Source organism: Bradyrhizobium sp. SMVTL-02, from assembly GCF_051853005.1.
Taxonomy (GTDB): Bacteria; Pseudomonadota; Alphaproteobacteria; order Rhizobiales; family Xanthobacteraceae; genus Bradyrhizobium.
Map to the genome: position 1 here is coordinate 6,835,001 of NZ_CP182469.1, position 22,774 is coordinate 6,857,774.

The following is a 22,774-nucleotide window of genomic DNA, read 5'->3' on the forward strand; positions in this document are numbered from 1 at the left end:
TACACCCTAAGCTTCGGCTCGTGGCTTGAGCCCCGTTACATCTTCGGCGCAGAAACCCTTATTTAGACCAGTGAGCTGTTACGCTTTCTTTAAAGGATGGCTGCTTCTAAGCCAACCTCCTGGTTGTTTTGGGATTTCCACATCCTTTCCCACTTAGCCACGAATTAGGGGCCTTAGCTGTAGGTCCGGGTTGTTTCCCTCTCCACGACGGACGTTAGCACCCGCCGTGTGACTCCCGCATATTGCTTTCGGGTATTCGGAGTTTGGTTGGGTTTGGTAAGACGGTAAGTCCCCCTAGCCCATCCAGTGCTCTACCCCCCGAAGCATTCGTGCGAGGCGATACCTAAATATCTTTCGCGGAGAACCAGCTATTTCCCAGTTTGATTGGCCTTTCACCCCTAACCACAAGTCATCGGAGCCTTTTTCAACAGGCACCCGTTCGGTCCTCCAGTGAGTGTTACCTCACCTTCAACCTGCTCATGGCTAGATCACTAGGTTTCGGGTCTAATACAACGAACTTGGCGCCCTATTCAGACTCGCTTTCGCTACGCCTTCGCCTATCGGCTTAAGCTTGCTCGTTAAATTAAGTCGCTGGCCCATAATACAAAAGGTACGATGTCACCCAGAACGAATCTTGGGCTCCATCTGTTTGTAGGTGTCCGGTTTCAGGTCTATTTCACTCCCCTCGTCGGGGTGCTTTTCACCTTTCCCTCACGGTACTGGTTCGCTATCGGTCGCTGAGGAGTACTTAGGCTTGGAGGGTGGTCCCCCCGTGTTCAGACAGGATTGCACGTGTCCCGCCTTACTCGTGGATACATCATCGCATTACTCGTACGGGGCTATCACCCTCTGAGGCCCAGCTTTCCTGACTGGTTCCGATTGGCTTTGATGTATCACTGGCCTGGTCCGCGTTCGCTCGCCACTACTAACGGAGTCTCTGTTGATGTCCTTTCCTCCAGGTACTTAGATGTTTCAGTTCCCTGGGTTTGCTTGAAACCTCCTATGTATTCAGAAGTCTCATACCTTCTCTTGATAACCGGAAATCCAAAACCTTTTGGGGTCATGGTCCCGATCATTTCTGGTCGAACACCAAGACACAAGGTCTTGGAGTTCCGGCTATCGAAGGTGGGTTTCCCCATTCGGAAATCCGCGGATCAAAGCTTCTTCGCAGCTCCCCACGGCTTATCGCAGCGTAGCACGTCCTTCATCGCCTCTCAGCGCCAAGGCATCCACCGAACACCCTTAAGGCACTTGATTGCTCTCATTATCAATGTCCACACACTCGGCAGAATGTTGTCTACAGAATTGCCTTGCGGCACGCGCCCTCGATGAACGCCATCTGCAGCCGGACATTGACTAGAAAGACCAGCTTGCTTCGTAAGATCGTTCCGATAGCGAGGCGGTCAAGCTTCGCTAAAAGGATCATTTTACAACTCGCGGCCAACCTTGCGGCCGGACGCGAGCGCCGAAAATGATCCGGAGATAATGATGGCCCGCGCAGCAATTTGCCGCACGACCCAACTCGGATCGATCTCCTCTTTACGATGTCAGAAAACACGCAACTTACTGTCTATCCAGACTAGCAAGATGCGAAGTGATGTTTCGCGGACGACGGTGCATGACCTCGGTGATCAAACCATCTGGTGGAGCCAGACGGGATCGAACCGACGACCTCATGCTTGCAAAGCACGCGCTCTCCCAGCTGAGCTATGGCCCCGTAACCAGAAGACGAATGCTCACTCGATGTAAGTGGTGGGCCTGGGAAGACTTGAACTTCCGACCTCACGCTTATCAAGCGCGCGCTCTAACCAACTGAGCTACAAGCCCCTAACGCATATCCCGTTAAGGACCCTGGATCCTGCCGTTGCAGGCCAGCGCGTGTTCGTCCGCGAAGAAAGAGAAACGAAGACGGCGAAATCCCGCCAATGCAGCTCAACGATCTGGCGATCTGTTGGCCACTGATGTTTCTAAAACGATCCGATAGTGAGCCGAAGCTCGCTGAAGGATCATCCTTAGAAAGGAGGTGATCCAGCCGCAGGTTCCCCTACGGCTACCTTGTTACGACTTCACCCCAGTCGCTGACCCTACCGTGGCCGGCTGCCTCCCTTGCGGGTTAGCGCACCGTCTTCAGGTAAAACCAACTCCCATGGTGTGACGGGCGGTGTGTACAAGGCCCGGGAACGTATTCACCGTGGCGTGCTGATCCACGATTACTAGCGATTCCAACTTCATGGGCTCGAGTTGCAGAGCCCAATCCGAACTGAGACGGCTTTTTGAGATTTGCTAGGACTTGCGCCTTCGCATCCCATTGTCACCGCCATTGTAGCACGTGTGTAGCCCAGCCCGTAAGGGCCATGAGGACTTGACGTCATCCCCACCTTCCTCGCGGCTTATCACCGGCAGTCTCCTTAGAGTGCTCAACTAAATGGTAGCAACTAAGGACGGGGGTTGCGCTCGTTGCGGGACTTAACCCAACATCTCACGACACGAGCTGACGACAGCCATGCAGCACCTGTGTTCCAGGCTCCGAAGAGAGGGTCACATCTCTGCGACCGGTCCTGGACATGTCAAGGGCTGGTAAGGTTCTGCGCGTTGCGTCGAATTAAACCACATGCTCCACCGCTTGTGCGGGCCCCCGTCAATTCCTTTGAGTTTTAATCTTGCGACCGTACTCCCCAGGCGGAATGCTTAAAGCGTTAGCTGCGCCACTAGTGAGTAAACCCACTAACGGCTGGCATTCATCGTTTACGGCGTGGACTACCAGGGTATCTAATCCTGTTTGCTCCCCACGCTTTCGTGCCTCAGCGTCAGTATCGGGCCAGTGAGCCGCCTTCGCCACTGGTGTTCTTGCGAATATCTACGAATTTCACCTCTACACTCGCAGTTCCACTCACCTCTCCCGAACTCAAGATCTTCAGTATCAAAGGCAGTTCTGGAGTTGAGCTCCAGGATTTCACCCCTGACTTAAAGACCCGCCTACGCACCCTTTACGCCCAGTGATTCCGAGCAACGCTAGCCCCCTTCGTATTACCGCGGCTGCTGGCACGAAGTTAGCCGGGGCTTATTCTTGCGGTACCGTCATTATCTTCCCGCACAAAAGAGCTTTACAACCCTAGGGCCTTCATCACTCACGCGGCATGGCTGGATCAGGGTTGCCCCCATTGTCCAATATTCCCCACTGCTGCCTCCCGTAGGAGTTTGGGCCGTGTCTCAGTCCCAATGTGGCTGATCATCCTCTCAGACCAGCTACTGATCGTCGCCTTGGTAGGCCATTACCCTACCAACTAGCTAATCAGACGCGGGCCGATCTTTCGGCGATAAATCTTTCCCCGTAAGGGCTTATCCGGTATTAGCACAAGTTTCCCTGTGTTGTTCCGAACCAAAAGGTACGTTCCCACGCGTTACTCACCCGTCTGCCGCTGACGTATTGCTACGCCCGCTCGACTTGCATGTGTTAAGCCTGCCGCCAGCGTTCGCTCTGAGCCAGGATCAAACTCTCAAGTTGGACTTGAACTTTGAACCGGCTGATCACAACGTTTGACGAGGTCCCACCATATTTTCATCAACCGAAGTCGACGAGCTGCCTGCGATTCACATCGCTGGCAACGATGGTGTTTCCTTTAAAACGTGTACCGCCGAAGTCTTTCGTCCGGTCTCGATCGGAAAAGCCGAAGCTTTCCAGAAGCGAGACCCGCAAGGACTCCGCCGTCCACGTTTCTCTTTCTTCATCTTCACTTGTCAAACAGCCCGGGACCGGAGAGGCCCCAACCTTCCTGAGAGGAAGGGTTCCGACACCCTTACCGACGATGAATGAACTCCAACCGACTGGTGTCGGCTGTTGTGTCACTCAACAAGGTGAGGAGCATCAGTGGCGCGTTCGCTCGCCTTGGTCAGTGACCCGGCGGCGCCGCGCTCAGTGGTTGGGGTTATAGGCCCCACCTTCCGGGCTGTCAACGCCAATCGTCAACAAATCGTCGCACGGTGGATTGGCGCAGAAAATTCAGTAATTCCAAGTAATTAAACGGCCATGGAGCGAGTGGCGCCGGGCGACGCCGCAAAAAATCTGAAAAAAAGTTTGGCCATCGGACGGCTCGGGAGGGGCCTTTGAGAGGGGCTGGAAGCGGCCCGGGCGCCGCTCGACCTAAAGCCCCTACACCCGGCCGGTGAGGAAACTTTTTCCATATTAGGCGCCGTACTTGAGCCACATTCCCGCGGCGTTCTGATAAGAGACTAGCTTGAATCGCGGGATGCCAGTGGGGGCTGCCGGCGATTTTTGTGGGGTCGGAGGAAGGCGGTCAGACGATGGAGCGGCCTTCTTCGGACATTCGAGAGACATCGAGAGATCTTTTTCCGCTTAGCTGTTCGTAATTCGGCCGGCCCTCGTAGGGCCTTCTGACCGCGAGCGCCTGTGCGGCTTGCCCATTCCTGCGATGCCCCTCGAAGAGGGCGGTCAGGAAGGGGCTCGAAACCGGGATGGGCCTCTTGGGTCGTTGATTGGGGGACTTGGGTTGAACCACAGGACGTCACGCGGCGCTTATGGACGTGAGACCGGGATCATCGATCTCGGCCACGAGCCGCCGCTGTCCGTCGATGGTTCGGAAGCTGCCGTCATCGACCGCCGTCGCGTCTCGGTACAATGGTTCAGCGGGACAATTCTGACCGGACTGTGCGGCGCGGCCCTGATCGGCGGCGCCGTTTTCGCGTCGCTCGACGGCGAGATGACCTTCGCGAAGGTTCCGGAACGGGTCGAGGGCGCGCTGCGCGGGGCGTTCGGCGCAGCTGATCGCGCCGCCACGCTGCACAAGAGCGATCGCCTGCCGCCCCCCAGTGAATCTACCGCCTCGCGCAACATCATGCGCGTCTCGACGGTTGCCCGCGTCGGCAACCGCGACGTGATGCGGGTGCGCCCGTTCGTCCGGATCGCCGGCAATCTGTCGATGACGACGAGCGATCTGTCCGCGAAGATTCCGCCGTTCAACGCCCAGCGTCTGCTCACCGACGTCGGCTCCGATTCGAAGTCGGCATCGGACGATCCGAACAATCCGGAAGCCGTCGAGCCGGACGCCGAGGTCTCCTTCGTGACCAAGGACCTGTCGCCGGTGCTGCCGAAAGCCAAGATTTCCGCGGTCGTGGCGCTCGACGACATCCTGATGCGGGTGCGCGATGCCGCCAACTGGCGCGGCAATGGCGGGGTGCGCTACGCCTCGCTCGCCAAAGCCGCCGCCGACGTGTCCGGCGCGACCGGCCCGTCCGACATGAAGATGGCCTACGCCACCGAGGTATCGCCGTCCGACCCCTATGCCGGCTTCGAGACGCGCGTGGTGCCGGAAAACGTCACACTGCTGCCGAAGACCAAGGAACAGATCACCGGCGGCAATCCCAACGGCGAACGCGTCCATCTGGTCAAGAAGGGCGACAGCGTCGGCTCCGTGCTGCGCGATCTCGGCGCCACGGCCGACGAGATCAAGGCGATCACCGCGACACTCGGCCCGCGCGGCCGCGACGGTGGCCTGAAGGAAGGCGAAAAGCTCCGCATCCTGATGGCGCCCGCAAGCCCGGGCGCCCGCCTGCAGCCCTATCGCGTCGTGGTTGCAAACGACACCATGGTGGAAGCGATCGCGGCGCTGTCCGACCTCGGCAAATACGTTGCGGTCGACGTCTCCAGCATGAACACCGTCACCGAGGCGGCGGCCAACGCCAACAGCGACGACGATGACGACGATGACGGCACCGGTGTCCGGCTCTACCAGAGCATCTACGAGACCGCGATGCGCAACAAAGTGCCGATGCCGGTCATCGAGGACATGATCAAGATCTACTCCTACGACGTCGATTTCCAGCGCAAGGTGCAGCCGGGCGATTCCTTCGACGTGTTCTACGCCGGCGAGGACGAGGGCGTGACGTCGACCGAAAAGAACGACGTGCTGTTCGCCTCGCTCACGGTCGGCGGCGAGACCAAGAAATACTATCGCTACCAGAGCCCGGACGACGGCGTCGTCGACTACTATGACGAGACCGGCAAGAGCGCGAAGAAGTTCCTGGTCAGGAAGCCCGTCAACAACGCCATCATGCGCTCCGGCTTCGGCGGCCGCCGCCATCCGATCCTCGGCTATTTGAAGATGCACACCGGCGTCGACTGGGCCACCGCCTACGGCACGCCGATCTTCGCCTCCGGCAACGGCGTGATCGAGAAGGCCGGCCCCGAAGGCGGCTACGGCAAATATATCCGCATCAAGCATTCCAACGGCTACGAGACCGCCTACGGCCACATGTCGGCCTTCGCCAAGGGCATGGAGATCGGCAAAAAGGTGCGGCAGGGCCAGGTCATCGGCTTCGTCGGTTCGACCGGCCAGTCGACGGGCCCCCACGTCCACTACGAAATCCTCGTCAACGGCCGCTTCGTCGATCCGCTCCGCGTAAAACTGCCGCGCGGCCGTTCGCTGGAAGGGACGGTGCTCGCCGGCTTCGAGAAGGAGCGCGACCGGCTCGACGCCATGATGAGCGGCCGGGGTGCCGCCATCGCCCGCATGTCGGACGCAACCGGCGGGCCCTTGCAGGTCACCAACCGCTAAGTCGGCCGCAGCGCACCGACCGGACGACTTCAACGATCGAACGGAACGCTGCGAGACGCAGCTACTCCACGACTCCACGATTTCAAGTTTCGTTTGCCAAAGCCGCATGCATCCGCAGAAGATTGGGAGGTGACCAGGCTCGTTCCGGGCTCGGCGTTCCATGGCGTGCACGGGCTGGGAATCGACAAGGCCGGCCATCTGTTTGCCGGCAGTGTCGCGGGCGCCGCGCTCTACGAGGTCGATATCGCCGGTGGTACCGCCAAGGTGGCAATCCCCGCCCCGGTCGGACGACATCGCATTCGCGCCCGACGGCACCATGGCCTGGACCGGCTTCCTGACCGGCGCTCTGTGCGCGCAAGGGGGATGGCCCGATCAGGAAGCTCGCCTCGGGGCTTGCTGGCATCAATTCGCTCGCCTTCCGCAAGGACGGCAGGCTCTACGCCACCACCGTCGACGGCAAGACCGGCGCAACGCGCGACATGCTGCATGGCTTCAAGGCGCCGCATGACGCCGTCGTGCTCGCGGACGGCAGCATCCTGGTGGCCGAGCTCGGCACCAAGTCGCTGGTCCGCGTCAGCGGCGAGCACGGCAAGGATCGCACCACGCTGATTGGCGACCTCGAGGGCCCGGTGGGACTCGTCGGCGGATCGCGTGGCGAGGTCTACGTTACCGAAGCCTTTGCGGGCACAGTCGCCAGGGTCGACGGCAACGGCGAAAAGACCGTGCTCGCCAGGGAGTTGAAAATGCCCGAAGGCCTCGCACGCGACGGCGACGGTAAGCTGATCGTGGCGGAAGTCGGCGCCAAGCGCCTGATCGAGATCGTGCCGGAAACCAGCAAGGTGACCGAGATCGCGGCCAATCTCCCGATCGGACTGGCGGGCGCGCCGGGCGGCCTGCCGACCCACATTCCGACGGGCGTCGCGGTCGGCGCGACGGGCGTCATCTACTTCTCCTCCGACATCGAGAATGCGATCTACAAGGCGGTGAAGAAGTAGGGTCTGCCGGCGGACTCCGGCCGCAAGGGAACCGGCGTGCCGGTTCCCCGGTTAGAGGCTGGAGCATGGTCCGGAAAAGTGCGAAGCGGTTTTGCGAAAGATCATGCTCAAACAACAACCTAAAGCGCGATGACGATAGATCCCATTCCCAGCGCTTTAACGGACCGACCAGCAGGAGGATCGCCCCATGACGCGCCTCTCACGCGACGATGTCATCAAGACCGTGGACCGGGCCGACGACGTCACCATTGCCCAGATCATCGGGACCGGCGCGACCGTCGAGGAACTCGCCGAGGCCCAGGCCTGGCTCGCCAATGATGAGCCGATGATCAACGATTTGCGACCGCTGGCGCAGGGACGGGTGCGCGAGCTCGTCGACATCCTGTCCGAGCTAGAAGAGGCCGACGACGAGGTTGGACCGACCGAGCCCGGCTCCGCATCCACAGTCGGCTAGGATGTCAATGCCGCCCAAACAATTCGCCCCGGAGAAGTGAACCTCTCCGGGGCGATCTGTCGTTTTCAGGCGGCGATGGCGCTCAGTTCAGCTTCCGCTTCGGCACCGGCGCCTCGAACTGGGCGATCTCCGCGGTCTGCGGCGCCTTGCCGTTGAAGGTCAGCACGTTGCCTTCGGACGAGATCGCGACGCTGTCGCCGTCCCTGACGTCGCCGCTGAGGATCATCTCGGCGAGCGGGTCCTGCAGGTAGCGCTGGATCACTCGCTTCAGCGGCCTTGCACCGTAGGCAGGATCCCAGCCCTTGGCCGCTAACCAGTCGCGGCCGGCGGCGTCGAGCGTCAGCACGATCTTGCGATCGGTCAAGAGCTTCTGCAGCCGGGCGAACTGGATCTCGACGATCCGGCCCATTTCGCTCTTCTGCAGGCGGTGGAACAGGATGATCTCGTCGACGCGGTTGAGGAATTCGGGGCGGAAATGCGCCCGCACCGTTCCCATCACCTGATCGCGCACGGCCGAGGTGTCCTCGCCTTCCGGCTGGTTCACCAGGAATTCCGAACCGAGGTTCGAGGTCATGATGATCAGCGTGTTGCGGAAGTCGACGGTACGGCCCTGGCCGTCGGTCAGCCGGCCGTCGTCGAGCACCTGCAGCAGCACGTTGAAGACGTCGGGATGCGCCTTCTCGATCTCGTCGAACAGCACCACTTGATAAGGCCGCCGCCGCACCGCCTCGGTGAGCGCGCCGCCCTCGTCATAGCCGACATAGCCCGGGGGCGCGCCGATCAGCCGCGAGACCGAATGCTTCTCCATGTATTCGGACATGTCGAGGCGGACCATCGCGGTCTCGTCGTTGAACAGGTACTCGGCGAGCGCTTTCGTCAGCTCGGTCTTGCCGACGCCGGTGGGCCCCAAGAACATGAACGAGCCGGTGGGGCGGTTCGGGTCCTGCAGGCCCGCGCGGGAGCGGCGCACGGCGGTCGCGACCGCACGCACGGCCTCGGCCTGGCCAACGACGCGGGTGCCGAGCTGCTCCTCCATCTTCAGGAGCTTCTCCTTCTCGCCCTCCAGCATCTTGTCGACGGGCACACCGGTCCAGCGCGAGACCACCTGCGCGATGTGGTTGGCGGTGACCGCCTCCTCCATCATCTCGCCGGAGTTCTCCTTGGCCTCGATGTCCGCGAGCTTCTTCTCCAGCTCCGGAATGCGGCCATAGGCCAGCTCGCCGGCCTTCTGGAATTCGCCGCGCCGCTGGGCATTGGCGAGCTCCACGCGAAGTGCGTCGAGGTCGGCCTTCAGCTTCTGGGCGTTGGAGAGCTTGTCCTTCTCCGCGCTCCAGCGCGACGTCAGCACCGCCGATTTCTCCTCGAGCTCAGCCAGCTCCTTCTCGAGCGATTCGAGACGGGTCTTGGAGCCGAGATCGCTTTCCTTCTTCAGCGCCTCCTGCTCGATCTTCAGCCGGATGATCTCGCGATCCAGCGAATCCAGCTCTTCCGGCTTGGAATCGACCTGCATCTTCAGCCGCGCCGCCGCCTCGTCCATGAGGTCGATCGCCTTGTCGGGCAGGAAGCGGTCCGTGATGTAGCGGTTGGACAGCGTCGCGGACGCAACAAGCGCGGAATCGGCAATCCGCACGCCATGATGCTGCTCGTACTTGTCCTTCAGTCCGCGCAGGATCGAGATGGTGTCCTCGACCGAGGGTTCGCTGACGAAGATCGGCTGGAACCGCCGCGCCAGCGCCGCATCCTTCTCCACGTGCTTCTGGTACTCGTCGAGTGTGGTCGCGCCGATGCAGTGCAGCTCGCCGCGGGCGAGCGCCGGCTTCAGCAGGTTCGACGCGTCCATCGCGCCGTCGCCCTTGCCCGCGCCGATCAGCGTGTGCATCTCGTCGATGAACAGGATGAAATTGCCGTCGCTCCCGGTGACTTCCTGGAGCACGGCCTTTAGCCGCTCCTCGAACTCGCCGCGGTATTTCGCGCCGGCAATCAGCGCACCGAGGTCGAGCGACAGCAGCTTCTTGTCCTTCAGGCTCTCCGGCACGTCGCCGTTGACGATGCGCAGCGCGAGGCCTTCCGCGATCGCGGTCTTGCCGACGCCGGGTTCGCCGATCAGGACGGGATTGTTCTTGGTCCGGCGCGAGAGCACCTGGATGGTCCGGCGGATCTCCTCGTCGCGGCCGATGACCGGGTCGAGCTTGCCGTCGCGCGCAGCCTGGGTGAGGTCGCGGGCATACTTTTTCAGCGCGTCATAGGCGTTCTCGGCGGTCGCGGAATCCGCGGTCCGGCCCTTGCGCAGCGCCTCGATGGCAGCGTTGAGATTTTGCGGGGTGACGCCGCCCTTGGCGAGGATCGTGCCGGCCTCGCTGGTCTTCTCCAGCGTGAGACCGAGCAGCAGCCGCTCGACGGTGACGAAGCTGTCGCCGGCCTTCTCGCCGGCCTTCTCGGCGGCGTCGAAAGTGCGGGCGAGCTCGGGCGCGAGGTAGATCTGGCCGGCGCCGCCGCCGGAAACTTTCGGCACCTTGTTGAGGGCCTCCTCGGTCGCCTTCAGAATCGCACGGGAATTGCCGCCGGCGCGGTCGATCAGACCGGCCGCGAGACCCTCATTGTCGTCCAGGAGAACCTTCAGCAGGTGCAGTGTGGAAAACTGCTGATGCCGCTCGCGCACCGCGAGCGACTGGGCGGACTGGATGAAGCCCCTGGAGCGTTCGGTATATTTGTCGATGTTCATGTCGTTGTCTTTCCCTCGGCCTGCCCCCGGGGCCCTCAAAGGCACCCCAAATGGCATCTTCATTGGGTTTCCGATTACCGCATTGACGTTTCTCAACCGGTAACGGTCGTCGTGGACCGGCGTGGCCGCCAGCCCGAGGCAAATGTGGGAAGCGGGTTGTGGATGCGAAAGAGGCCACTTCACAATTTCGTGCGCCGATTGGCTGGCTTGGCGCCAGCAGGTCGAATCCCCTAAGTAGCGGCATGACAGCCAGCCAGACCGCCGAAATCGCCTGCCTCTACCGCTATCCGATCAAGGGCCTGACAGCGGAGCAACTACCCCGAGTCCGCTTGCGGCGCGGGGAGACGCTGCCCGCCGACCGCCGCTATGCCATCGAGAACGGCCCGAGCGGGTTCGATCCCGAGGCACCCGAATGGAAGCCGAAAATCCTGTTCCTGATGCTGGCCCGCAATGAGCGCCTGGCCTCGCTCGACAGCCGCTTCGAGGACGCGACCAACCGCCTGACCATCCGCAGGGACGGCCAGATCGTCGCCAGCGGCGATCTCGAGACCGCCGCCGGGCGCGCCGCCATCGAGGCCTACTTCACCGAGAACTTCCAGCCGGAGCTGAAGGGCCCGCCGAAGGTGCTCTCGGGCCGTGATCACAGCTTTTCCGACCTGGCCCGCAAGGTCCTGTCCATCATCAACCTCGACAGCGTCCGCGCCATCGAGGCCATGCTCGGCGGCACTGCCGTGCATCCGCTGCGCTTCCGCGGCAATCTGTACGTCAAGGGCTGGCCGGCCTGGTCCGAGCTCGACCTCGTCGGCCAGACGCTCGCGATCGGCGAGGCCAGGCTCAAGGTGGTCAAGCGCATCGTACGCTGTCCGGCCACCAATGTGGACCCGGTGACGGCCAAGCGCGATCTCGAGATCCCGCCGACGCTCTCGCGCCATCTCGGCCACATGGATTGCGGCATCTATGCCGAGGTCGTCGCCGACGGCGAGATCGGGGTGGGCGATGCGGTTGCGGTGGAGCAGCCAAGGTTGGTGTGAACCGATGTCGGCTCAACATCCTCCGTCAGTGCGAGCGCGGCGAAGCAATCCAGAGATCTATCCGCCGAGGCAGTCTGGGTTGCTTCGTCGCCCGCGCGAAATTGCTTCGCAATTTTGCGCGGGCTCCTCGCAATGACGGGGTGAGGCCTCAGTTCGGCATCACATAGGCATAGATCCGGCCGCGCGAGACCGGCGCCTCGCGGACGCGGTTGCCGCTGTTGCCTGAGATCATGACCGGATTGCCCTGCGCATCGATGCCGGTGATGATGCCGACATGGCCGCCGCGGCGGCCGCGCGACATCACCGCGATGGCGCCGACCTGCGGGCCGGAGACGCGCGTGCCGTAATGCGCGAACGAGTTCGCCATGTCCGAGCCGGTGCCACGATGGCCGGTGTGCTCCAGCACCATGTTCATGAAGCGCGCGCACCACAGGCTGCCGCGCCCGGTCGGATTGCCGCCGAGATAGCGGCGCGCCTCGGACACGACGCCCGAACCGCCGCCGAAGCCGGCGCTCATGCCAGCACCGCCGGCGTTGGCATTCGGATCGTAGCTGGCATGCGTGTCGGCGAAGGAGCCCGCCTGCAACTGTGCCACGCTGCGCTCGAAGCGCGAGCTGCTTGCATGATCGCGATAGTGATGATGTCTGGCGTGGTGCGCGTGAGTGTGCCGCTCTGCGCTGTGACGATGATGCGGCCGCGCCGAGGCCGGAGAAACCAATGCGGCAACCGCCGCGAAGAAGACCGCCAGCGCGACAACACAACGCGACAGGCGGAACGCAAACAACTCAAACATTCTTCATCCTTCGTTGACACCCCTCTTTCCCGTCGGCCCGTGTGGTGGCCGACATCCGCCGGGGCGTAAAGCTTCCGGATGTGGCGAGAAAAAGACGCAACGTCGGCGAATAGCTGCGATGATTTTGCGCCGGTGCTGGTGCGAAGCTGCCGCATTGCGGACATCAACATTAACTGCGATCCTGCAAAGGCGTCTTGAAGAGAGGGAAACAGTTAATGCCCCACGCCACGACTTGGGATGACGTCCGCATCTATTTCGAAGAGGCGGGTCAGGGAACGCCGATTATTTTTCTGCACGAGTTCGCGGCCGACTATACCAATTGGGAGCCGCAGATGCGCTACTTCTCGCGCGGCCACCGTTGCATCACCTATTCGGCGCGAGGCTACACCCCGTCGGACGTGCCTGACGGCGAGGTCTACACCTACACGCATTTCTACACCGACGCGCTGGCCGTGCTCGACCATCTCAAGATCGAGCGCGCGCATCTCGTCGGGCTCTCGATGGGCGCCTACTCCTCGCTCCAGATCGGCCTGAACGCGCCGCATCGCGCGCTGTCGATGACGCTGGCCGGCGTCGGCTCCGGCTCCGAGCTCGAGAATCTCGAGGCCTGGCGCAAGCAGTGCCGCGCCAATGCCGAGCAGTTCGAGACGCTGGGCTCTGCCGAGGTCGCCAAGGTCACGCGCGAGGCGCCGAGCCGGATCCCCTTCCTGGTCAAGGACCCGCGCGGCCATGCCGATTTCTACGCCGCGCTGGCGCGGCACGATGCGAAGGGTTCGGCCAACACGATGCGCGGCTTCCAGGGCGGCCGGCCCTCGATCTACACGATGGCGGATGCGATCGCCAAGGTGGCGACGCCCGCGCTGATCATCTGCGGCGACGAGGACGATCCCTGCGTGGGAGCGAGCCTGTTCCTGAAGAAGCACCTGCCGGCCGCAGGACTCGCGATGTTTCCGAAGTCGGGCCACGTGCTCAATCTCGAGGAGCCCGCGCTGTTCAACGAGAGCGTGGAGCGATTCGTGACGCTGGTTGAGGCGGGACGATGGCCGGTGCGTGATCCGCGGTCGCTGGCGGCGCATTAGGCGCCGCCAGGTATTCCGTCATTGCGAGCGCAGCGAAGCAATCCAGAGTCTTTCCGCGGACGCATTCCGGATTGCGTCGCTGCGCTCGCAATGACGGTGGACAGACCTCAGCTCCTCATATTGAGGAGCGCGAACGGAAGGCTATTTGCCCCCGCCGCGGCTGAGTAGAAACACGCCCTGCTCGCCGAACATGTTCCACACCCACCAGGGCAGGTTCAGCGGCACCGGGCGGCCGTAGAGATCGAGCGCCACGGCGCGCTCCATCTTGACGTTGATCGCGTCGCAGAGCTCGACGAAATCCTTGATGGTGCAGAAGTGGATATTGGCGGTGTCGTACCAGGTCGCGGGCAGGTTCTCGGTGCGCGGCATATGGCCGCCGATCAGGAGCTGCAGCCGCATCTTCCAGAAGCCGAAATTCGGGAACGAGACGATGGCGCGGCGGCCGATGCGCAGCAGATTCTCCAGCACCACCTTCGGCTGCCGCGTCGCCTGCAGCGTTTGCGACAGGATCACGTAGTCGAAAGCGTCGTCGGGGTAATTGACGAGGTCGGTGTCGGCGTCGCCCTGCACCACCGCAAGGCCCTTGGCGACGCAACGGTTGACGCCCTCGCGCGACAGCTCGATGCCGCGGCCATCGATGCCGCGGGCCTCGAGCAGTTGAAGCAGGTCGCCGTCGCCGCAGCCGACGTCGAGCACTTTCGAACCCGGCTTGACCATCTCGGCCACCAGCAGATGGTCGGCGCGAACCTGGCCGGACTGCCCGGCCGCAACGCCGCCGAGCGGCAGCACTTCCTGCACTGACATCCTAGCCACCACAGCCATTCAATCCGCGCGCCTTGCCGGCCGATTGCAGGAAGGCGCGGGAGATGTCGAAAAACTCGTGCACGTCGAGCAGGAAGGCATCGTGGCCGCGATCGGTCTCGATCTCGGCAAACGACACCCGCGCGCTCGAGGCGTTGAGCGCATGCACCAGCGCACGCGATTCCGAGGTCGGAAACAGCCAGTCGCTGGTGAAGGAGACGACGCAGAAGCGGGTCTTGATGCCTGCGAACGCCTTTGCCAGCACGCCGTCATGGTCGGCGGCGATGTCGAAATAGTCCATCGCGCGCGTCAGGTAGAGATAGGAGTTGGCATCGAAGCGCTCGACGAAGGACGAGCCCTGGTAGCGCAGATAGGACTCGACCTGGAAGTCGGCGTCGAACGAGAAGGTCGGCAGGTCGCGATCCTGCATGCGCCGGCCGAACTTGCGATGCAGCGCGGCGTCGGAGAGATAGGTGATGTGCGCCGCCATCCGCGCCACAGCGAGGCCGCGATGCGGATGGATGCCGCGATCGGCATAGCCGCCATTGTGCCAGTCGGGATCGGCCATCACGGCCTGGCGGCCGAGCTCGTGAAACGCGATGTTCTGCGCCGAGTGTCGCGTCGAGCAGGCGATCGCGAGCGCGGAGAACACCCGGCTCGGATAGGCCGCGGTCCATTGCAGCACCTGCATGCCGCCCATCGAGCCGCCGACCACAGCGAACAACGTGTCGATGCCGAGCCGGTCGATCAGCATCGCCTGCGCGCGGACCATGTCCGGAATGGTGATGACGGGGAATTCCAGACCCCACACCTTGCCGGTGGCGGGATTGATCGAGGCGGGCCCGGTCGAGCCCATGCAGCCGCCGATCACGTTGGAGCAGATGATGAAGTACCTGTCGGGATCGAGCGGGCGGCCCGGGCCGACCAGGGTCTCCCACCAGCCGGGCTTGCCGGTGACGGGATGCACATTGGCCACGTGCTGGTCGCCGGTCAGCGCATGGCAGATCAGGATCGCGTTGGAGCGGTCGGCGTTGAGCTCGCCATAGGTCTGGTAGGCGATCTGGAACGGGGAGAGATCGACGCCGCAATCGAGCGGCAATGGCTGCTCGGCGCCGAAATGCGCGATGAGCGAGCTCGGGTGATCCGCCTCATGCGACCGATCGTCGGTACTGATCGCCGGGCTCGGAATCGACTTGACGACAACCATCATCGACCTCGTTTGCGACTGCCGCTCGACTGTCGCTGACATCAGGCCATGAAAAACCCGGCCTGAACGATAGGTTCGGCCGGGATCGGAAGCGTCCCCGGCCTGTTTAGCGAGTTTTTTAACGTGGCTGCAAGCCGGCCGGCTCAAATGACCACGGAACAGGCAAAAACCTACCGGCTTGGGCGGTTTTCGTCAAGTCGCGGTCCGGATCAGCCAAATTCGTCCCTGCCTCGCCGGCCGAACAGGCCGTCATTTCTCTTTGCTTTCGTCGCCCTGACTGCCTAATCAGGACGTCGATCGCAGCGGATCGGACCCTACCAGTCTCTTTGGCCGGCCCGCATTGGAACGCCTCTCAACAGTCCTGTCAGATATGTCCCAACGTCCGCCCGCGCCACCATCACTGCAGGAATTGCGCAAGGAGATCGATGCGATCGACGAGAGCATGCATCGCCTGCTGATGCAGCGCGGCGACATCATCGACCGCCTGATCCAGGTGAAGCAGACCCAGGAGGTCGGCTCGGCCTTCCGCCCGGCGCGCGAGGCCTCCATGATGCGCGAGATCGTGCAGCGTCATCGCGGCATCCTGCCGCTCGACACCGTCGAGAGCATCTGGCGCGTCATCATCTCGACCTTCACCTATGTGCAGGCGCCGTTCTCCGTGCACGCCGACATCTCGGTGAGCGAGCCCGCGATGCGCGACTCGGTCCGCTTCCATTTCGGTTTCACGGTGCCCTATGTCGCGCATTTCAGCGCGCAGGCTGCGGTCGAGGCGGTGGCGAAATCCAAGGGCGACCTGGCGCTGGTCTCGGCGACCTCCAGCCGCACACCGTGGTGGCTCGAGCTGGAGGCAGAAGGCGCACCGAAGATCATCGCGCGGATGCCCTTCGTCGAGCGCGCCGACCATCCGGCCGCGCTGCCGGTGTTCGCGATCTCGCGCGTCGCCGACAGCGCCCTGGTGACCGAGGTCGAGACATTCAGCGTGCGCGTATCAGGGTGGAATGCCGAGGTTGCGCGCACCCTGTCGCCGCTGGCCGACATCGTGGCGGTGCCCGACACCGCCTTCGACGGCGCGGCGCTGCTGGTCTCGGTCACGGCTGCGAGCAGCATCGACAAGATCAAGGCTGCCCTGATCGAGGCGGGGGCCTCGGTGCGCTCCACGGCCCTCGTCGGCAGCCACGCAACGCGCTATACGGTGGCCCCGACCGGGTCGAAATCGTAAATCGCGTACCGCCTAAGCCACTCCGGAGTTGAAGATGTCCCGCCCCGTGCCGAACCCCGGCATTCTCGATATTGCGCCCTACACGCCCGGCAAGACCCCGGTGCCGGAGCCGGGCCGCAAGGTGTTCAAGCTCTCGGCCAACGAGACGCCGTTCGGGCCCTCGCCGAAGGCGATCGAGGCCTTCAAGCGCGTGGCGGATCATCTGGAAGACTACCCCGAAGGCACCTCGCGCGTGCTGCGCGAAGCGATCGGCCGCTCGTTCGGACTCGATCCGAACCGCATCATTTGCGGCGCCGGCTCGGACGAGATCCTCAACCTGCTCGCCCACACCTATCTCGGCCAGGGCGACGAGGCGATCTCCACCACCCACGGCTTCCTGGTCTATCCGATCGCGACCATGGCGGTCGGCGCCAGGAACGTGATCGCCGAGGAGACCAACCTCACCTGCAACGTCGACGCCATCCTCAAGGTGGTCACGCCGAAGACGAAGCTGGTCTGGCTCGCCAATCCCAACAACCCGACCGGCACCTACATTCCGTTCGACGAGGTCAAGCGCCTGCGCGCCGGCCTGCCCTCGCACGTGCTGCTGGTGCTGGACGCCGCCTATTGCGACTACGTCTCGCGCAACGATTACGAAATGGGGATCGAGCTGGTCGCGACCACCGAGAACACCGTGGTGACGCACACCTTCTCCAAGATCCACGGCCTCGCCGCGCTGCGCGTCGGCTGGATGTTCGGGCCCGAGCACATCATCGACGCGGTCAACCGCATTCGCGGTCCCTTCAACGTGTCGACGCCGGCGATGTATGCCGCGGTCGCCGCGATCGAGGACACCGCCCATCAGGCGATGTCGAAGCAGTTCACCGAGACCTGGCGCAACTGGCTGACCGAGGAGATCACCAAGCTCGGCCTGAGGGTGACGCCGAGCGTTGCCAATTTCGTGCTGATCCACTTCCCGACCGACAACGGCAGGACCTCGGACGACGCCGACGCCTTCCTCACCAAGCGCGGCCTCGTTCTGCGCGCGCTGAAGAACTACGGCCTGCCGCATTCCCTGCGCATGACCATCGGCACCGAAGAGGCCAACCGCCTCGTCGTCGATGCCTTGCGCGAATTCATGGCCGGCAAATGAGCGCGAAACCGCATTTCCAGCGCGTCGCGCTGATCGGCTTCGGCCTGATCGGCGGCTCGATCGCGCGCGCTGCGAAGCTCCAGGGCCTGGCTGGCGAGATCGTCACCACCGCGCGCTCGGAGAGGACGCGCGCGCGGGTGATCGAGCTCGGCATCGTCGACCAGGTGGTGGCGACCAATGCGGAGGCCGTCAAGGACGCCGACCTCGTTATCCTCTGCATTCCTGTCGGGGCCTGCGGGCCGGTGGCGCAGGAGATCGCGCCGCATCTGAAGCCGGGCGCTGTCGTCTCCGACGTCGGCTCGGTCAAGGGCGCGGTGGTCAGGGACATGGCGCCGCATCTGCCGCAGGGCGTCCATTTCGTGCCGGCACATCCGGTCGCGGGCACCGAGCATTCGGGGCCGGATTCCGGCTTCGCCGAGCTCTTCATCAACCGCTGGTGCATTCTCACGCCGCCGGAGGGTACCGACACTGAGGCCGTCGCTCACTTGCGCGCCTTCTGGGCGGCGATGGGCGCCAAGGTCGAGGTGATGACGCCGGATCATCATGACCTCGTGCTCGCGATCACCAGCCATCTGCCGCATCTGATCGCCTACACCATCGTCGGCACCGCCGACGAGCTGGCGCAGGTGACGGAGTCCGAGGTGATCAAATTCTCAGCCGGCGGCTTCCGCGACTTCACCCGTATTGCCGCATCAGATCCGACGATGTGGCGCGACGTGTTTCTCGCCAACAAGGAAGCGGTGCTGGAGATGCTCGGCACCTTCACCGAGGATCTTGCCAAGCTGACCCGCGCGATCCGGCGCGGCGACGGCGAAGCACTGTTCGATCACTTCACCCGCACCCGCGCCATCCGCCGCGGCATCGTCGAGATCGGCCAGGATTCGGCGGCAGCAGATTTCGGCCGCCAGCACGGGCAGCTCGAGAAGAAGCCGTAGCCCCCTCTCTCCTCCGTCATTGCGAGGAGCGCAGCGACGAATCAATCCAGACTGTTTCCGACGAGAAAGCCTGGATTGCTTCGCTTCGCTCGCAATGACGAGAACTAATACAGCGGCGGGATCTGACCGACCTTGACCGGGCCGAGCAGCACGGCACCGTCGTCGAATTTCAGCGGGAAGCTGCGCGCCTTCTTGCCCTCGAGCGTGCTCTCGGTGCCGATCGAGTTGATGCCGGCCGCCAGGCCGGCATTGGCGTTCTGCTTGATGACCTTGCCGAGGCCGGGAACGGCGCGATCAAGCGCACCAAAGAGATTATTGAGGTCCTGCGACTTCACGCCGGGCGCGACGCGATCCAGCGTCGCCTGCGGTACGCCCTCTTCCAGCATCTTCTCGATCCCGAGTGCCGGGATCACGCGCTCGAGCCCGGTCACCGTCATCTGCAGCTCGCCGTCGAGTCGGCCATTGGGCGACAGGCCGAGCGTGCCGGCCGCGACTGCGATCATCTCGCCCTGCTGGATCCGCGACTGCAGGATCTCGATATGGCCGCCGGCGGCCTGGATCTCGCGGAAGCGCTGCGGCCAGGGCTTTGGCGTGAGGTCGGACAGGCCGGTGATCTTCGCCCGCGTGTCGGCCTCGAACGGCTCGGCGAGCAAGGGATGAACGCCCTGGATGCTGGCTTGCGCGACGTGGAGCACGGTCTCGATCACGGGATGATCGGCCGGCGAGCCGTCCGCAAGGCGCCCATGCAGCTCGATCTGCTTGGCGCGCGCGAGCGGCACCTGCATGCTGCCGTCGAGCCGGTTGATGTTGGGGTCGTCGAACACGAGAGAGGCGCGCTGCGGCACGGCCGGCAGGCCGACCACGCTGCTGCGCCCCTTGCTCCAGTTCACCACGAAGGTGTTTTGCGTGACGCCGTCGGTCAGCGTCGCCGGCGCCGAAAACTCGGCGATCACGAGCTTGGGATCGTAGACCTGGGCGACGACCAGGATGTTGTCGAGCCTGGCGGTGAACGGCGTCTTGCTGGCATTCTGCGAGACCAGGGCGACGCTGGCGCCGGAGCACTGGACCTCGAAGCGGAACGGGAAGCCCGCGATCGAGCGCTTGGCGCAATCATAGATGCGGCCGGACCTGGCCTCCTGCGCGCGCCAGGCGTCTGCGGCGACCTCGGCCTGCGACGCGGCATAGAACCAGAAGCAGGTCCACGCGACGGCGAGGATCAGCAGGAGAACGGGTGCGATGAAAAGGCCCCAACGGGAGCGGCGGCCTGTGGCAACGGTCATATCGGACATGCGGCGACCCTTTGGCCCCAGATTCAGGCAAATGTAAGCGGGACCGGCCCCCGACGAAAGGCCGAGAATCCGCTTCGCTTGGCGGCCCGGTTCTGCTAAAGCGCGACACGATTTGGAAACATCGTCGTCGCGCTTTAGCTCCTTGTTTGAGCATGGTCTTTGCGGAAAACCGCTTCACACTTTTCCGGATCATGCTCTAGCCGTGCCCGAAATGTCGGAAATCACCCTCCCCTCCGTCACCACAGCCAAGGGCGACCTCTGGGTGTTCGGCTACGGCTCGCTGATGTGGCGGCCGGGCTTCGAATTCGAGGAGCGCGTCCCGGCGCGCCTGGTCGGCGAGCATCGCGCGCTCTGCGTCTATTCCTTCGTGCATCGCGGCACGCCGGAGAAGCCGGGCCTGGTGCTCGGGCTCGACCGCGGCGGCGCCTGCCGCGGCATCGCCTTCCGCGTCGCCGAGAAGAACCGTGCCGACGTCGTCGCCTATTTGCGCGAACGCGAGCAGGTCACGTCGGTCTATCGCGAGGTGATGCGCTCGGTGTGGCTGGAGAATGATGCGCGCCAGCGCGTCTCGGCGCTCGCCTATGTCGTCGACCGCGGCCATGTGCAATATGCCGGCCGCTTGTCGCTCGCCGACCAGCATCGCCATGTCGTCCAGGGCCACGGCCAGTCCGGCGCCAACCGTGACTACGTGACGGCGACGGTGAAGGCCATCGAGGCCGAAGGCTTTCGCGACACGCAATTGCATCAGCTCGCGACGATGCTGCATGGTGAAGCGCATGCGCTGCACGCGCCGGCTCAGGCGGAAGATCGAGAGAACCGCTAACTCTCAGATGGCGCGTAGCTCGGAGCGATGCCGATCAACTGCTCCTGCTCTTTCCGCCCCGCTTCGACGAGGCGGGCGGTCGCCTCTTCGATCACCGTCTGCACGCGGGTGAGAAACTCGTCCTTCGGCAGGCCCGGCGGCAACGGATCGAGGAACTCGACCACCAGCGTGCCCGGATAGCGCATGAAGGTGCGGCGCGGCCAGAACAGGCCCGAGTTGAGCGCGATCGGCAGGCATTGCACGCCGCAGGACGAATAGATCTGGGCAAAGCCGGTCTTGTAGTCGGGCGGAGCGCCCGGAGCGCGGCGCGTGCCTTCCGGAAAGATCACGAGCTGCTTTCCACTGCGCACCGCCTCGCGCGCGCGCCGGGTCATGTCCAGCAGCGCCCTCACGCCGGCATTGCGGTCAATCGCGATCATCCCGGTCTTGACCAGGAACTGGCCGAACACCGGAATCTGCATGAGCTGGCGCTTGAGGATGAAGATCGGGCGGTTGAAGAAACCCGGCAGCACGAACGTTTCCCAGAACGACTGGTGCTTCGCTGCGATCACCAGCGGTCCCTGCGGGATCTTCTCGATACCCCGGAATTCCACCTTGATGTTGCAGACCACGCGCATCAAGAAAAGCGTCGCCTTCGCCCACCATTCGGCAACCGTGAGCATGGCACGCGGCGGCAAGGCGAAGGTCGGCAGCGCCACGAGCGCGAGGCAGACCAATACGGCATAGAACAGCACGTTGAACAAGAGCGAGCGCAGGAAAATCAGAAACATCGACGATCCGATTAATTGCCGGTCAGTTGGCCTGGGCAGTGGCGGGCCGCCTGGGCTGCTGACCTGCAGGCTGCTCCGATATCTCGGGTGAAAGGTCAATCCCGAAATCCTCCAGCCGCACCCTGAGTTCGGCCGCGATGTACTTGACATATTCGGACAAGAGCAGCCGCAGGGTGGACGCCGAGGTCCACCACGGCTCCTCGCGCCATTTGTCGCCGACCACCGCGAACGGGATCAGCGTGGTCTGCGGCATCGCATGCGAGAATTCCACCAGCGCGCGCGGCATATGGTAATTCGAGGTGACCACGATCAGCGACTTGAATCGTCGCCCCTCGGCCCAGCGCCGCGCCTCCGCGGCGTTGCCGCGGGTCGTGAGCGCGGTGCGGTCGAGGTCGACGCAGCAGGTCATGAAGGCCTGGTTCTCCGGCAGGGTCCGCGAGATGTCACTCGCCGTCGAGGTCGGATGCACACCGGAGATCAGCAACCGCTTGCCATAGCCCGCGGCCAGCAGCTCCATCGCATCCGACACCCGCGAGGAACCGCCAGTCAGGACCACGATGCCGTCGGCCTTGCGGTCCGGCGCGATCTCGGCGCCGCGCATCTGCGACAGGAACGCGACGAAGCCGGCCGCCGCGGCGACGAAAGCGAGCGCAATCGTCGACACGATTGTCGCGCGCAGCCAGCCGCGCGGCAGTTTCGGCGATCGATCGTCGGTCGGCGAGGTCATGCGATGCCGGTGATCCCTTCCTTGGAATGATTTTAGGACGTTTTGAGGCGAAGTGGAGTCCGGTTTGTTGAACGCTGCGTACGCAAGGGACGACGACTACTCTCTCCACATCGACGGTGTGCTCCCTCGCCCCGCTCCGGTCCGCCGAAGCCTTGGCGAAGGCGGATGCGGGGCCGCGACGAGTTTCGCTCGCGCTGAGAGGGTTGGGGTGAGGGGGACTCTCCG

15 protein-coding genes, 2 tRNA genes, 2 rRNA genes, 1 pseudogene and 1 riboswitch (1 of these 21 only partly in view) are annotated in these 22,774 nt (G+C 63.5%); of the genes and pseudogenes, 9 read left to right on the forward strand and 11 right to left on the reverse strand.

Annotated features, from left to right (window positions below; all coding sequences use genetic code 11):
- The 4 genes from ACNJYB_RS32650 to ACNJYB_RS32665 all read right to left on the reverse strand — a co-directional run.
- A 23S ribosomal RNA gene (locus ACNJYB_RS32650) occupies positions 1-1,257 on the reverse strand (it extends 1,591 nt beyond the left edge of the window).
- A 384-nt stretch (positions 1,258-1,641) separates the two neighbouring features.
- Positions 1,642-1,717, reverse strand: a tRNA-Ala gene (locus ACNJYB_RS32655).
- A gap of 33 nt (positions 1,718-1,750) precedes the next feature.
- Positions 1,751-1,827, reverse strand: a tRNA-Ile gene (locus ACNJYB_RS32660).
- A gap of 189 nt (positions 1,828-2,016) precedes the next feature.
- A 16S ribosomal RNA gene (locus tag ACNJYB_RS32665) occupies positions 2,017-3,505 on the reverse strand.
- Together the 16S and 23S rRNA genes with 2 tRNA genes alongside form the textbook arrangement of a ribosomal RNA operon.
- A gap of 1,003 nt (positions 3,506-4,508) precedes the next feature.
- On the opposite strand from ACNJYB_RS32665, the gene ACNJYB_RS32670 reads away from it, so the two are divergent.
- From ACNJYB_RS32670 to ACNJYB_RS32680, 3 genes and pseudogenes are all read left to right on the forward strand, one after another.
- Positions 4,509-6,572 carry a M23 family metallopeptidase gene (locus tag ACNJYB_RS32670; RefSeq protein WP_439370621.1) on the forward strand — a complete coding sequence of 688 codons (2,064 nt, stop codon included), beginning with the start codon at positions 4,509-4,511 and terminating at the stop codon, positions 6,570-6,572.
- Between the two features lie 93 nt (positions 6,573-6,665).
- Positions 6,666-7,567: pseudogene (locus ACNJYB_RS32675) on the forward strand (Vgb family protein).
- 187 nt (positions 7,568-7,754) lie between these two features.
- Entirely contained in the window at positions 7,755-8,021 is a 267-nt protein-coding gene (locus ACNJYB_RS32680; protein ID WP_439370622.1) for a hypothetical protein, read from the forward strand.
- Positions 8,022-8,103: 82 nt separating this feature from the next.
- Here ACNJYB_RS32680 and clpB read toward each other — a convergent pair whose 3' ends face one another.
- Positions 8,104-10,743 carry an ATP-dependent chaperone ClpB gene (gene clpB / locus ACNJYB_RS32685; RefSeq protein ID WP_439370624.1) on the reverse strand — a complete coding sequence of 880 codons (2,640 nt, stop codon included), beginning with the start codon at positions 10,741-10,743 and terminating at the stop codon, positions 8,104-8,106.
- Positions 10,744-10,985: 242 nt separating this feature from the next.
- On the opposite strand from clpB, the gene ACNJYB_RS32690 reads away from it, so the two are divergent.
- Positions 10,986-11,774, forward strand: coding sequence for an MOSC domain-containing protein (locus tag ACNJYB_RS32690; protein WP_439370626.1), 789 nt, complete (start codon positions 10,986-10,988; stop codon positions 11,772-11,774).
- Positions 11,775-11,922: 148 nt separating this feature from the next.
- Here ACNJYB_RS32690 and ACNJYB_RS32695 read toward each other — a convergent pair whose 3' ends face one another.
- Positions 11,923-12,567 carry a TIGR02594 family protein gene (locus tag ACNJYB_RS32695; RefSeq protein ID WP_439370628.1) on the reverse strand — a complete coding sequence of 215 codons (645 nt, stop codon included), beginning with the start codon at positions 12,565-12,567 and terminating at the stop codon, positions 11,923-11,925.
- 215 nt (positions 12,568-12,782) lie between these two features.
- Between ACNJYB_RS32695 and ACNJYB_RS32700 the strand changes: the two genes are divergently transcribed.
- On the forward strand, positions 12,783-13,646 hold the full coding sequence (locus tag ACNJYB_RS32700) for an alpha/beta fold hydrolase (protein WP_439370630.1): 864 nt from the start codon (positions 12,783-12,785) through the stop codon (positions 13,644-13,646).
- A gap of 141 nt (positions 13,647-13,787) precedes the next feature.
- On the opposite strand, the gene metW is transcribed toward ACNJYB_RS32700, so the two are convergent.
- Positions 13,788-14,450 carry a methionine biosynthesis protein MetW gene (gene metW, locus ACNJYB_RS32705; RefSeq protein WP_439370631.1) on the reverse strand — a complete coding sequence of 221 codons (663 nt, stop codon included), beginning with the start codon at positions 14,448-14,450 and terminating at the stop codon, positions 13,788-13,790.
- Position 14,451: 1 nt separating this feature from the next.
- Positions 14,452-15,654 (reverse strand): homoserine O-acetyltransferase MetX, encoded by a 1,203-nt coding sequence (gene metX, locus ACNJYB_RS32710; RefSeq protein ID WP_439375702.1) that lies wholly within the window; start codon positions 15,652-15,654, stop codon positions 14,452-14,454.
- Positions 15,655-15,739: 85 nt separating this feature from the next.
- A riboswitch (SAM riboswitch) is annotated at positions 15,740-15,819 on the reverse strand.
- Between the two features lie 205 nt (positions 15,820-16,024).
- Between metX and ACNJYB_RS32715 the strand changes: the two genes are divergently transcribed.
- The 3 genes from ACNJYB_RS32715 to ACNJYB_RS32725 are packed head-to-tail and all read left to right on the forward strand — an operon-like array spanning position 16,025 to position 18,940.
- The gene (locus ACNJYB_RS32715; RefSeq protein ID WP_260388311.1) at positions 16,025-16,873 is read left to right on the forward strand and encodes a chorismate mutase; all 849 of its coding nucleotides are present in this window, start codon (positions 16,025-16,027) and stop codon (positions 16,871-16,873) included.
- A 34-nt stretch (positions 16,874-16,907) separates the two neighbouring features.
- Positions 16,908-18,005, forward strand: coding sequence for a histidinol-phosphate transaminase (gene hisC / locus ACNJYB_RS32720; protein WP_439370633.1), 1,098 nt, complete (start codon positions 16,908-16,910; stop codon positions 18,003-18,005).
- The gene (locus tag ACNJYB_RS32725; RefSeq protein ID WP_439370634.1) at positions 18,002-18,940 is read left to right on the forward strand and encodes a prephenate/arogenate dehydrogenase family protein; all 939 of its coding nucleotides are present in this window, start codon (positions 18,002-18,004) and stop codon (positions 18,938-18,940) included. The genes hisC and ACNJYB_RS32725 overlap by 4 nt, the downstream gene beginning before the upstream one ends.
- A 104-nt stretch (positions 18,941-19,044) precedes the next feature.
- Here ACNJYB_RS32725 and ACNJYB_RS32730 read toward each other — a convergent pair whose 3' ends face one another.
- Complete coding sequence (locus ACNJYB_RS32730) at positions 19,045-20,229, reverse strand: DUF2125 domain-containing protein (RefSeq protein ID WP_439370635.1); 1,185 nt, start codon at positions 20,227-20,229, stop codon at positions 19,045-19,047.
- Positions 20,230-20,440: 211 nt separating this feature from the next.
- Here ACNJYB_RS32730 and ACNJYB_RS32735 point away from each other — a divergent pair, with 211 nt between their 5' ends.
- Positions 20,441-21,052 (forward strand): gamma-glutamylcyclotransferase, encoded by a 612-nt coding sequence (locus ACNJYB_RS32735; protein WP_439370637.1) that lies wholly within the window; start codon positions 20,441-20,443, stop codon positions 21,050-21,052.
- Here the strand turns inward: ACNJYB_RS32735 and ACNJYB_RS32740 are convergent.
- Both ACNJYB_RS32740 and ACNJYB_RS32745 read right to left on the reverse strand, forming a co-directional pair.
- Entirely contained in the window at positions 21,049-21,822 is a 774-nt protein-coding gene (locus ACNJYB_RS32740; RefSeq protein ID WP_439370639.1) for a lysophospholipid acyltransferase family protein, read from the reverse strand. The genes ACNJYB_RS32735 and ACNJYB_RS32740 overlap by 4 nt on opposite strands.
- A gap of 22 nt (positions 21,823-21,844) precedes the next feature.
- Positions 21,845-22,549, reverse strand: a complete 705-nt coding sequence (locus tag ACNJYB_RS32745; protein WP_439370641.1) for a YdcF family protein — start codon at positions 22,547-22,549, stop codon at positions 21,845-21,847.
- Positions 22,550-22,774 lie beyond the last annotated feature (225 nt).